10 protein-coding genes, 1 tRNA gene and 2 pseudogenes are annotated in these 11,589 nt (G+C 41.9%); 6 read left to right on the top strand and 7 right to left on the bottom strand.

What is annotated here, in order from left to right; all coding sequences use genetic code 11:
• Positions 1-27 precede the first annotated feature (27 nt).
• Positions 28-936 (top strand): pyridoxal-phosphate dependent enzyme, encoded by a 909-nt coding sequence (locus tag ACJMKR_RS06935; RefSeq protein ID WP_423062438.1) that lies wholly within the window; start codon positions 28-30, stop codon positions 934-936.
• Between the two features lie 72 nt (positions 937-1,008).
• Here the strand turns inward: ACJMKR_RS06935 and argR are convergent, their stop codons facing one another.
• Entirely contained in the window at positions 1,009-1,467 is a 459-nt protein-coding gene (gene argR / locus ACJMKR_RS06930) for a transcriptional regulator ArgR (RefSeq protein ID WP_423062437.1), read from the bottom strand.
• 131 nt (positions 1,468-1,598) lie between these two features.
• Between argR and ACJMKR_RS06925 the strand changes: the two genes are divergently transcribed.
• The 3 genes and pseudogenes from ACJMKR_RS06925 to ACJMKR_RS06915 all read left to right on the top strand — a co-directional run bounded on the left by ACJMKR_RS06925 (position 1,599) and on the right by ACJMKR_RS06915 (position 4,296).
• Positions 1,599-2,318 carry an amino acid ABC transporter ATP-binding protein gene (locus tag ACJMKR_RS06925; RefSeq protein ID WP_423062436.1) on the top strand — a complete coding sequence of 240 codons (720 nt, stop codon included), beginning with the start codon at positions 1,599-1,601 and terminating at the stop codon, positions 2,316-2,318.
• Between the two features lie 3 nt (positions 2,319-2,321).
• Positions 2,322-3,083 (top strand): transporter substrate-binding domain-containing protein, encoded by a 762-nt coding sequence (locus ACJMKR_RS06920; protein ID WP_423062435.1) that lies wholly within the window; start codon positions 2,322-2,324, stop codon positions 3,081-3,083.
• Between the two features lie 93 nt (positions 3,084-3,176).
• A pseudogene (locus ACJMKR_RS06915) lies at positions 3,177-4,296 on the top strand (IS481 family transposase).
• Between the two features lie 169 nt (positions 4,297-4,465).
• On the opposite strand, the gene ACJMKR_RS06910 reads toward ACJMKR_RS06915, so the two are convergent.
• The 4 genes from ACJMKR_RS06910 to ACJMKR_RS06895 all read right to left on the bottom strand — a co-directional run bounded on the left by ACJMKR_RS06910 (position 4,466) and on the right by ACJMKR_RS06895 (position 7,782).
• A tRNA-Phe gene (locus tag ACJMKR_RS06910) sits at positions 4,466-4,541 on the bottom strand.
• Positions 4,542-4,778: 237 nt separating this feature from the next.
• On the bottom strand, positions 4,779-5,054 hold the full coding sequence (locus tag ACJMKR_RS06905; RefSeq protein ID WP_423062434.1) for an oxidative damage protection protein: 276 nt from the start codon (positions 5,052-5,054) through the stop codon (positions 4,779-4,781).
• Positions 5,055-5,172: 118 nt separating this feature from the next.
• The gene (gene mutY / locus ACJMKR_RS06900; protein WP_423062433.1) at positions 5,173-6,246 is read right to left on the bottom strand and encodes an A/G-specific adenine glycosylase; all 1,074 of its coding nucleotides are present in this window, start codon (positions 6,244-6,246) and stop codon (positions 5,173-5,175) included.
• Between the two features lie 12 nt (positions 6,247-6,258).
• The gene (locus tag ACJMKR_RS06895) at positions 6,259-7,782 is read right to left on the bottom strand and encodes an AsmA family protein (protein WP_423062432.1); all 1,524 of its coding nucleotides are present in this window, start codon (positions 7,780-7,782) and stop codon (positions 6,259-6,261) included.
• Positions 7,783-7,822: 40 nt separating this feature from the next.
• Between ACJMKR_RS06895 and trmB the strand changes: the two genes are divergently transcribed.
• Positions 7,823-8,518: a tRNA (guanosine(46)-N7)-methyltransferase TrmB gene (trmB, locus tag ACJMKR_RS06890; protein WP_423062431.1), complete on the top strand. Its 696-nt coding sequence runs from the start codon at positions 7,823-7,825 to the stop codon at positions 8,516-8,518.
• 96 nt (positions 8,519-8,614) lie between these two features.
• Positions 8,615-9,733 (top strand): annotated as a pseudogene (locus ACJMKR_RS06885) (IS481 family transposase).
• 75 nt (positions 9,734-9,808) lie between these two features.
• On the opposite strand, the gene ACJMKR_RS06880 reads toward ACJMKR_RS06885, so the two are convergent.
• Positions 9,809-10,573, bottom strand: a complete 765-nt coding sequence (locus tag ACJMKR_RS06880) for a helix-turn-helix transcriptional regulator (RefSeq protein ID WP_423062430.1) — start codon at positions 10,571-10,573, stop codon at positions 9,809-9,811.
• An 80-nt stretch (positions 10,574-10,653) separates the two neighbouring features.
• Complete coding sequence (locus ACJMKR_RS06875) at positions 10,654-11,508, bottom strand: helix-turn-helix transcriptional regulator (RefSeq protein ID WP_423062429.1); 855 nt, start codon at positions 11,506-11,508, stop codon at positions 10,654-10,656.
• Between the last annotated feature and the right edge of the window lie 81 nt (positions 11,509-11,589).

Genomic DNA, 11,589 nt, shown 5'->3' with positions numbered 1-11,589 from the left:
TCAAAGCCGTTACACGATTGGACACCCGTGATTAGATCTTTCCCGTTAAGTAAAATTCTTGGGAAACCTGTTCTATTAAAAATGGAATGCTATCAGCGGTTAGGGTCTTTTAAAATACGCGGCATCGGTAAGCTATGCCAAGCGTTGGTGGCTGCTGGAAAAAAACATCTTGTCTCTTCATCTGGCGGTAATGCGGGTTACGCTACAGCTTATGCAGGTAAAAAATTAGGCGTCGATGTCACTGTTTTTATGTCTACGAAGACACCTGAAATTTATGTCAATGCCATAAAATCCGAAGGTGCAAACGTCAGTATTAAAGGTGACACTTTGGATGAAGCCAATGAGGCAGCAAAACAGTATGTAAAGGAAGTGAGTGGTGGGTTTGTGCCACCGTTTGATCATCCAACCATTTGGGCCGGACATTCTACAATCATTGATGAAGTTGTAAAGCAAAGTGAAAAACCGGGTGCCATTCTCGTCGCTGTGGGTGGTGGTGGATTAGCCTGTGGTATTTTGCAAGGGTTGCATCGATACGGTTGGGATGATGTACCATTGTTTACGGTGGAAACTGAAGGCGCGGCATCGTTCATGGCATCGGTGAAAGCGAATAAGGTTGTGACATTATCTGAAATAAATACGGTTGCAGGAACGTTGGCGGCAAAGCGCGTTACGGATGAATTATTTGACTGGACAAAGAAGCACACGATTACACCCTTGACTGTTACTGATAAAGAAGCCGTGCAATCATGTCTGCGTTTTCTCGATAATCATCGTGTTTTAGTTGAGCCTGCTTGTGGTGCGCCATTAGCGGTTATTTATAACAATGCTGCTGCATTAAAGAGTGTTGATTCTGTGTTAGTGATTGTTTGTGGTGGCATTGGTATTTCAGTGGATATGCTGGGAAAGTATCTCGAACAGTTGTCAGTATCTAAGTAGGTTTAAAAGAATTTCAATTGCTTGGCTCGCGAGTTTGGTGCAATTGAAATGCTGATATTATTGAGCCTCATCCTAACTAATAGTTGCTAACAGCCGCTTCACTTCTTCTAATGTTTTTTTAATCTGATTAGCCGATTTGGGCGCGACAAAAATGGTGTTGTCACCCGCAATAGTTGCGAGAATGTTGGTGTTGGTTTCATGATAATCCAGCATTCTTGCGATTAAGGAAGCAGAGCCAGGACTCGTTTGAATCACCACAAGATTTTCGTTGGCAGCGATATCGAGTACAAGGTGGGTCAGGGGTGTTTTTGTGGAGGGGGGTATGGGTTCTTTGGGGAGCGTGTAAATGGTTTCTCCCCGGTCATTTTTAATTTTGACCGCTAAGAGTTTCCGTAACAGGCGAGAGATTTTTGACTGGTTAACGTCATAACCCTCGCGTGTTAGGATGTCGACGATTTCTTCTTGGGTCCCTACTAACCCTTTTTTAATCAGTGACTTAACAGCTTCTGGCAGATTTTCTTTGCTCGTCATGGTGTAGCCCGGTTATGGAACATGCAAGTAATATGCCATTTTGTGAATAAATAGTCAAAAACTTGACTAAAATCCGACCAGTGTAGTATTATTCAAAAACATGATTATTTAATCGTTTGATTTGGGTAAATATGAATAAAATTAGTGTTCACCATTTGGAAAAGCAGTTCAAGGGACATCAGATACTGAACAATATTTCGTTTCAAGTGCAAGCTGGCGAGGTGGTCGCGTTGTTAGGCGATAGTGGTGCAGGGAAGAGTACGTTATTGCGCTGTTTAAATGTGTTGGAACTACCCGATGCTGGTAGTATCACGGTGGGTGATGCTACGCTTGATTTTACAGAGAAAAAAGCACGGCTGTCACAATCGTTGTTGCAAAAAATGCGCGCAAAAGTGGGTATGGTGTTTCAGCAATACCATTTGTGGGCACACATGACGATTTTACAAAATCTAATTGAAGCGCCGATGCGTGTTTTAAAGATGCCAAAACGTGAGGCAATTGAACAGGCCGAAGCACTGTTGCAACAGGTAGAAATTTATCATAAAAAAAATGATTATCCCTCACAATTATCAGGTGGACAGCAACAGCGTGCTGCAATAGCACGAGCATTAATGATGCATCCAGAAGTCATGTTGTTTGATGAGCCAACATCAGCATTGGATCCAAAGATGGTCAGCAAAATGATAAAACTCATACAAATGTTGGCAGAAAATGGAATGACCGTGGTTATTGCAACGCATGAAATGAAATTCGCACAAGAACTAGCGCACAAAACGATTTTTTTACATCAAGGCAAAGTTCTTGAGCCACAAACTCAAGCATTTCAAACATTCATACAAACTGAGAGTTAAGCAATGAAAAAGTATATTACTGTGAGCCTTTTTTTAATGGGATTTATGATGATTCCCAAGATTAATGCACAGACGGATCAAACAATTAAATTTGCAACGGAAGCAACCTATCCACCCTTTGTTTATGTAGGCCCGAATGGTCAAGTGCAGGGGTTCGGGGCAGACATCGTTCATGCGCTTTGTCAACAAATGCATGCAAAATGCACCATCATCAATCAGCCTTGGGAAAGTTTAATCCCGAGTTTGAAGTTAGGTAAATTCGATGCGATTTTTGGTGGTATGAACATTACCGCAGCGAGAGAAAAGCAAGTTGATTTTACTCATTCGTATTACCAGAATTCCATAAGTTTTGTTGCAGCAAAATCGACTCATCTTGTCGTATCAAAAGTGGGTTTGAAAGGTAAAACCATTGGCGTTCAAGGTGGCACAACGTTTGACACCTATTTACAAGACACGTATGGCAATGAGATCACTATCAATCATTATCCGAGCGAACAAGATGCGCTGATGGATTTGCAATCAGGCAGAGTCGATGCCGTTGTTGGTGATTCACCGTTGATTCAGCAATGGTTGAAAAAGAATAGCGGTCAATATGCGATTGCAGGAAAGCCGATCAACAACCAGAAATATTTTGGCAAAGGTGATGGTATAGCTGTGAAAAAAGGAAATGTGAAGTTATTACAGGCTTTAAATAAGGCACTGGTTAAGATTAAAGCCAATGGGACGTATCAGAAAATTGTAAACAAATATTTTAGTAATCCATGATGTGTAAACCTTCAGACTTGATCTGACACTCCTGGTCAGTTAGAGTAAAATTTAATTGACCAACCTTAAACAACCAACACGAGGAGTGTCATTATGACCAGTGTATCCGAAAAGATTATCAAACCCAAATTAGGTTTACTAGAGCTGTCTAAACAATTGGGAAATGTTTCACAAGCCTGTAAGGTTATGGGTTATTCACGCGACAGTTTTTACCGTTTCAAAACACTTTATGAAAATGGTGGCGAAGAAGCACTCCATGATATGAGTAAGAAGAAACCGAATGAAAAAAATAGAGTGCCGCTACATGTAGAAGAAGGGGTAATTGCTTTGGCTATTGAAAACCCAGCGTTAGGTCAGGCACGTGCGGCCAATGAATTACTGGCGCGAGGCATTATCGTATCGAGCAGCGGAGTTCGTTCGGTGTGGCTACGTAATGATCTAGAGACTTTTAAGAAGCGACTAAAAGCGCTTGAAGCGAAATCGGCGCAAGACGGTATGTTATTAACGGAAGAACAATGACAAGCATTAGAAAAATCAAAACGAGAAAAAGAAGCGCACGGCGAGATTGAAACAGAACACCCAGGTTATTTAGGTATCTCAGGATACGTATTATGTTGGCACGATGAAGGGCGTTGGCCGTATTTATGAGCAGACTTTTGTCGATACCTATAGCAGAATCGCTTTTGCGAAGTTATACACGGAGAAAACAGCGATGACGGCAGCTCATTTATTAAATGAACGTGTATTGCCATGGTTTAATGAGCAAGGTATCCGATTGCTGCGTATGCTCACGGATCGCGGGACGGAATATTGTGGAAAAATTGAGAACCACGCCTATCAACTTTATTTAGCAGTTGAAGACATTGACCATTCGAAAACACGCGCACGTTCTCCGCAGACCAATGGTATTTGTGAACGTTTTCATAAAACGATTAAACAAGAATTTTATGATGTTGCTTTTCGAAAAAAAATATATCGTTCCCTAGAAGAATTACAACAAGACGTTGATGCGTGGATCAAAACATATAATGAGGTCAGGCCCCATTCCGGCGAGCGTTGTTATGGAAAAACACCCATGCAAACTTTTCTTGATGCAAAGCATTTGGCACAAGAAAAAGAATTAGATAAACTATGTAAAACTATTCCAAGCGTGTCGGCAGATGAATTGAATAAGGCGCACAGTAATCACGACACGCAACTGGTAGAGGAGTAATTAGAATCCGATCTATCGGACAGAAAATATGTCCGATAAATCTCAACTGTCAGATCAAGTCGAGAGTTCTACAAATTGAAAGCACATTCAATATGGGTAAAATATTGACATTTTCTTTGCAAAGATGACCGAATTCTCCGTATATGTCACGAGACCCGTCAGGCAAAAATGGTGGCCAGACCCAGAATCGAACTGGGGACACGAGGATTTTCAGTCCTCTGCTCTACCGACTGAGCTATCTGGCCGGAATTAATTAATTTTCTCCGTACGTCCATGTACTAGTTTCACTATTTTTCTATCTGCACACGGCCTGACTTCCTGTCAGGCGTTCGACGGGCCAGAGCAATGCTCTGGCAGTTTCCGTCTCACCTGAGCTATCTGGCCGGAAGCAATTAAGTTTCTAGCTTCACCGCTTTGGCCGTCATTCGTCTGGTGCGGCGAAGCGTCAATTAAACCGTTTGAAGGCAGTGGAGTCAAGGACTCTATTCATCTTTTGGTGGTGTGTATCCCGTGGGTTTGTCGCTGCCGCCGCCGAATAAAAATTTTTCCATTTCTTGCTCAAGAAATTGGCGCGATTTTGGGTCGATCAGGCTCAAACGATATTCGTTGATCAACATGGTCTGGTGGTTTAGCCAAGCAAGCCAAGCTTGTTTGGAGATGTGTTTGTAAATTCGTTGGCCTATTTCGCCGGGATAGGGTGGGGCTTCTAAACCTTCTGCCTCTTTGCCTAGTTTTTCACAATAAATCATACGAGTCATGTTAGGTACCTCATTGTAGGATGTATTGTAGTCTGGCAGTCCAGTATTTCCAATAAAAATCCCGGTATTGATCATAATTTCAGTTCATTGCACCTTGTCCTATTAATTAATTCTTAGCCTATTCCGACAAAAATTTAAAGTGACTTAGCAATTTAGAAACCGGCGCTGCAATGCCGCCTGGCAGTGAGTCGTTTTTGTGGTACCAAACTCGCTCGTTGGATTCCATGACGAGGTGGGCTTTGGGCTGAATATTTAAAAGTATAGGTTGAATTTTAAGCTGAAAATGGCTGAATTTATGATATAAAATTGGTAAATTTTCTTGTCGAAGTATCTCGCATTGAATGTATTGATCACACCATTTTTCAAGAGGAGTGTCGACGGGGCATTCGGGAAAGCTCCACAAGCCGCCCCAAATGCCAACCGGTGGTCGCTTTTCTAATAAAAGTTGGTTGGCTGAGTCTAGCAGTAATATAAACCGCGTTGCTTTTGTGGGGTAGTCTGATTTTGGTTTTTTTCCCGGGAAGTCTTCTTCGCAACTCATGGCATGCGCCTTGCAACATTTTACAAGCGGGCACAGTAAACATTTAGGTTGCGTGCGCGTGCAAATAATTGCGCCTAAGTCCATCATGGCTTGCGTGTAATCATTGCATCTTTTCAGTGGCGTGTATTGCTCTGCAACCTCCCAGAGTTTTTTTAAGACATCAGTTTTTCCTGGCCAACCTTCAATAGCATGGTAGCGCGCCAAAACACGTTTTACATTGCCATCTAAAATCGTAGCGGGAATTTCCATCGCGAGTGAAAGAATGGCACCCGCAGTCGAGCGCCCGATGCCAGGGAGTTCGATGAGTGCATCGACGGTGTTGGGAAAGCGACCGTGATGTTTTTGGTGAATGATTTGTGACGCACGGTGCAAATTGCGTGCGCGAGCGTAATAACCAAGCCCCGACCAATGAGCGAGCACGTCATCTTGTTTTGCTAACGCCAAGGCTTTGACGCTAGGAAAACTTTTCATGAAGCGTTGATAGTAGGGAGTAACGGTGCTCACTTGGGTTTGCTGCAACATGATTTCAGAAACCCAAACGCGGTAGGGCGTTGTGTTTTTTTGCCACGGCAGATCGTGGCGTCCGTGCCGGTCGAACCAACGTAAAATATCCTTAGTAAATGTTGTAACGTCCTTTTTATTGGCAGTCATGATAGAAGCGTATTAAAGTCCTTTGAATAATTTATTCAGATTAAGTTTGCCGCCTGCTTGGCCTGCATAATTTTTAATTTTCTTTTCAATGGCATTAGTCAGGACTTGTTTTGCAATGCTGCTGTAATCCGGCTGAATGCTCGGATGCGGTAACGAGCCTTGCACTCTGATCGGCAATTCAAACGAAGGTTTAGAACCAGATTTCGTTTGATATTGAGCAGTTAACACATAATTGATAGCGTTGTTATTAAGATTCAGGACTCCAGCACCTTGCGCGCCAGCTTGGCCTGCAATTAATCGCAGGTCATTGTTTGTGAGTACACCACGTTTAATAACATAGCTGCCTGATAAATCCGAGAACGGTGTGAGTTTAGGAGCATTTCCCTGCGGAACCGGCTGTTGATGGACAATCGCATCACCCGCTGCTAATAAGTCGTTTAAGTTAAATCCAGTCACCGCACCATTAGCAATGGCCATGTTACCTTTACCATTTAAGTTAGCAATCAAGGCTTTTTTTGATGAACCTGAAGTTGTGATTGCAGAATTAAACGAAAGTGTTCCTTTCAAGGCACTTTTACCTAGTAACGCATTCATGAATGGCTGTAACTCGGTTCCGCGTGACGAAACATTTGCCATAATTTGCGGTGTTTGGAATAAATGATTAATTCGCAACTGCCCATTCATCTTCATATTTGCGATTTGTGCGGTGAAGGGTGAGAACGTTAATGTCTGTTTGGGTAGATTGATAACCATTTTACCTAGCAGCGAAGAGTGTAATGTCGGCAAGTTAGAACGTCTTTGCTCAATATTGATAGTCACGTGTCGTAGCTGATAGATCTGTTGCTGTGTATCTAAGTTTGCGACTGCATTCGCTGAAAGTAGTACTACGGTTTTTGTGTTGCTTTGTTGTTCAGTAAAGCTGACATGCGCCGGGAAATTTTTTGTATTATCAATACCACCCGTTGTAAAGTTAAAGTTTGTTAATGCCGTTTTCGTTTTTGTTTTTTCATTAATTATATTAACGAAAGATCGCGTGATACTAATGCCAGCAATTTGAACTTGAGGAATTGAGACTTTTGAATTCGAATTCGATTTCGTCGCCACAGTTTTAGACGCTTGCGGTTTAGTTGTAGCAGCTTTACTCCAGTCTGACCAATTTTGTTGGCCAGTTGCATTGGTGATTAAGCTAATAGTGGCATTATCTACCACTATTTTACCAAAGTGTACTTTGCCGGTGATTAAAGGCCAGAAACGGACTTTAACTTTAATTTCACCGATACTTGCTAAGTTTGGCCCTTTGAAGCCAGTTGAATTTGTTAATTGAATGTTTTTGAGGTCCACGCCCAACCATGGCACAAAAGACCAGCCCACTTTCCCAATCGTAAGGTGCCTACCGGTTTTTTGGAACACATAATTGTCAATATGATGCCTATATTCATTTGGATTGACGATCTTAGTTAACACGATGATCGTAATAATAAAGAGTATGACAAGCAGAATAATGATGCCACTGATAAACTTGATGGCTGTACGCATGGTTGTTCCTCAAATTGTTCAGATCAGGTATGCTACCCAAATGCCAATTCAGAATCCACAAAAACGGCAAATTCGCAGTTTTGTCCGCCGTCAGGGGCGAATGACACCCGCTCAAAAGCAGGGATTGGACCGTTATTGGCCTCGATTTGGCTTGAAGATATCAGAAGAACCCAATGATTTCAATGATATTTTTGGGAAAAAATCCGAGGTTGTGCTTGAGATCGGATTTGGGATGGGCGATTCACTCTTGGCCATGGCGAAAGCCAGTCCTGAGAAGGACTATATTGGGATCGAAGTTCACTCACCCGGTGTTGGAGCCTTGCTTTCGATGATGGCAAAGGAAGAGGTGAGCAACATTCGCACCTATCAAGAAGATGCCGTTGCTGTGTTGAATCAATCTATAAAAGATGGCAGCCTCGCCGAGATCAACATCTTTTTCCCCGACCCTTGGCCCAAAAAGCGACATCATAAGCGTCGACTCATTCAGCCCCCATTTGTGGAGTTGTTAACCTGTAAGTTGAAAATAGGTGGGCAAATACATTTGGCTACCGATTGGGAAGATTATGCGCATCAGATGATGGCAGTGATGAGTGCTACTAAAGGCTTCAAAAACATTGCAGGCGAAGGGAAGTTTGTTAAAAATCAAAATGTAAGACCATCCACGAAATTTGAAAAACGCGGTGAGCGTTTGGGGCATGGTGTTTGGGATTTAATTTTTATTAAATCCGATGATTAGTCATTTGTAAACCTTCAGACTTGATCTGACACTCCTGGTCAGTTAGAGTAAAATTTAATTGACCAACCTTAAACAACCAACACGAGGAGTGTCATTATGACCAGTGTATCCGAAAAGATTATCAAACCCAAATTAGGTTTACTAGAGCTGTCTAAACAATTGGGAAATGTTTCACAAGCCTGTAAGGTTATGGGTTATTCACGCGACAGTTTTTACCGTTTCAAAACACTTTATGAAAATGGTGGCGAAGAAGCACTCCATGATATGAGTAAGAAGAAACCGAATGAAAAAAATAGAGTGCCGTTACATGTAGAAGAAGCGGTAATTGCTTTGGCTATTGAAAACCCAGCGTTAGGTCAGGCACGTGCGGCCAATGAATTACTGGCGCGAGGCATTATCGTATCGAGCAGCGGAGTTCGTTCGGTGTGGCTACGTAATGATCTAGAGACTTTTAAGAAGCGACTAAAAGCGCTTGAAGCGAAATCGGCGCAAGACGGTATGTTATTAACGGAAGAACAATGACAAGCATTAGAAAAATCAAAACGAGAAAAAGAAGCGCACGGCGAGATTGAAACAGAACACCCAGGTTATTTAGGTTCTCAGGATACGTATTATGTTGGCACGATGAAGGGCGTTGGCCGTATTTATGAGCAGACTTTTGTCGATACCTATAGCAGAATCGCTTTTGCGAAGTTATACACGGAGAAAACAGCGATGACGGCAGCTCATTTATTAAATGAACGTGTATTGCCATGGTTTAATGAGCAAGGTATCCGATTGCTGCGTATGCTCACGGATCGCGGGACGGAATATTGTGGAAAAATTGAGAACCACGCCTATCAACTTTATTTAGCAGTTGAAGACATTGACCATTCGAAAACACGCGCACGTTCTCCGCAGACCAATGGTATTTGTGAACGTTTTCATAAAACGATTAAACAAGAATTTTATGATGTTGCTTTTCGAAAAAAAATATATCGTTCCCTAGAAGAATTACAACAAGACGTTGATGCGTGGATCAAAACATATAATGAGGTCAGGCCCCATTCCGGCGAGCGTTGTTATGGAAAAACACCCATGCAAACTTTTCTTGATGCAAAGCATTTGGCACAAGAAAAAGAATTAGATAAACTATGTAAAACTATTCCAAGCGTGTCGGCAGATGAATTGAATAAGGCGCACAGTAATCACGACACGCAACTGGTAGAGGAGTAATTAGAATCCGATCTATCGGACAGAAAATATGTCCGATAAATCTCAACTGTCAGATCAAGTCGAGAGTTCTACATCTTAGGCGATGTAGACGAAGTCGTTCAAACCGACTAACTTCTTGAACAAGTCTAATTTGGATTTGCAGCCTAATTTTTGTCGTGCGTTGTCAATGTGCTTTTCAACGGTACGTATCGAAATACCAAGACCCGTTGCAATGTTTTTTGCAGTTTGGTTGCGAACATAGCGCATCACACATTCTTTTTCACGTCTTGTCAGTGAGTCTGTAATTTCAGTGCTGTCCTCTTTGACGGGTATAATCGGAGTTGCAGGTTTAACAATCTGTTTGCTTGATAAAAACATGTTAGATGCATTGAAATACTCATCCCCAATAACTTCGCTGAGGTCAATGCTAAAATCGCGTAGGTCGTTCGTGAGTTGAGCCGTTTCGTTTTTAAAGTGCTCGATAAACTTTATCAGCATCGGTAAATTATTTAAATATATATTAATTACCGATTGACTACTGCTCTTATTATAGAAGGATGTAATCTCATAGCCGTCGTTGGTTTCACGCTTGATGATTAAAGGGTGGTTCAGCCCAGCGAGGTTTGCCCACTCGGCAAATTTCACTTCCTCGTCTTGCGCATGTTGTGAGATAATAAATAAAGGCATGCAAATATCAGGAATTCCCGAAGCATCAGCTCGATTAACAAAGGGATCACATCGATACACTTCGTTATCAATATAAGATTTTGACATCTCTGTGTTGTTGTTCAAACCAAAATAGCGGTGATCATGGGTAATGAACGTGTGATGAAAGTGATCGATACCTAATTGTTGCTTCAAAGGTTCGCACAGCTTACGAATTTTTTCGTTGTATTGAGCCTTTTTTTCGATGTAATCGTACGTTGTTGAGAGTGTCACGGTTATACCTGCTGTATGTGAATGAATTCGTTTAGGCCGGTAAATTTTTTGTAGAGGGCGAGTTTCGTTCGGCAGCCTAACTTCGCTTTTGCGTTATCGATATGTTTTTCGACAGTTCGATAAGATATATTGAGTTTTGCCGAAATCTCTCTTGCCGTTTTATTCTGAATGTACAGAAGCACACATTGTTTTTCGCGTTGAGAAAGTAACTGTATTGGGTTGCTAGACCCTAATTCAAACATCTCACCCAATGAGCATGTTCGAATAATTTCTTTATTCGATATAAAGATATTTGGCGCATTGTAATAATCCTTTCCCACGATTTCAGGAAGCGGGATCCCGTATTCATCGAGCTTTTGCATCAATGGATAAGTTTCGCGCCTAAAATACTGTATGAAGTCTAGAATGGTAGATACGTTGTTTAAATAAGTATTGATGGCATTAGGGTTGTTGCTTTGGTTGAAAAAGACCGAAATGTCATAGCCCCCATCCTCGGTGTCCTGCTTGAACAGTATAGGCTGGCCGACGTTTAAGCCACTCGCCCATTCAACGAGTTTGAGCTCATCTTTATTACCATATTCTTTAATAGTTGCTAGGGGCATACAGATCTTGGGGATTGAGCTTGAATCTGCCCGGTTAATAAAGGGGTCATATTTAGGTATTTCATATTCAAGGTATGAGTGTGGAATCTGTGGGTTATTGCTGAGACCATAGATACGGTGATCAGTAGTCACGTGTAGATGGTCGATGTACTCGATACCGAAGTGCTCCTGGAGCGGCTTGCAGAGCTGATTTACTTGATCCTGGTATTTCGTTTGTCTGCGGATGTATTCATCGATAGTAGAATTGGACGACATTTAAACCCTCTATTTTCAATGCGTTGAGTACGTATTATACTGAATTTTACCTATAGTCTCAAATCGACGTATATTGCAAAA

The organism is Candidiatus Paracoxiella cheracis (assembly GCF_049348705.1).
Classification (GTDB): domain Bacteria; phylum Pseudomonadota; class Gammaproteobacteria; order Coxiellales; family Coxiellaceae; genus Paracoxiella; species Paracoxiella cheracis.
This window is presented reverse-complemented; position numbering and strand designations above follow the sequence as displayed.

Coding starts and splice junctions, on each gene's coding strand:
- argR (WP_423062437.1), bottom strand. CDS start 1,467: ATGACGAGCAAAGAAAATCTGCCAGAAGCTGTTAAGTCACTGATTAAA.
- ACJMKR_RS06925 (WP_423062436.1), top strand. CDS start 1,599: ATGAATAAAATTAGTGTTCACCATTTGGAAAAGCAGTTCAAGGGACAT.
- ACJMKR_RS06920 (WP_423062435.1), top strand. CDS start 2,322: ATGAAAAAGTATATTACTGTGAGCCTTTTTTTAATGGGATTTATGATG.
- ACJMKR_RS06905 (WP_423062434.1), bottom strand. CDS start 5,054: ATGACTCGTATGATTTATTGTGAAAAACTAGGCAAAGAGGCAGAAGGT.
- mutY (WP_423062433.1), bottom strand. CDS start 6,246: ATGACTGCCAATAAAAAGGACGTTACAACATTTACTAAGGATATTTTA.
- ACJMKR_RS06895 (WP_423062432.1), bottom strand. CDS start 7,782: ATGCGTACAGCCATCAAGTTTATCAGTGGCATCATTATTCTGCTTGTC.
- trmB (WP_423062431.1), top strand. CDS start 7,823: ATGCCAATTCAGAATCCACAAAAACGGCAAATTCGCAGTTTTGTCCGC.
- ACJMKR_RS06875 (WP_423062429.1), bottom strand. CDS start 11,508: ATGTCGTCCAATTCTACTATCGATGAATACATCCGCAGACAAACGAAA.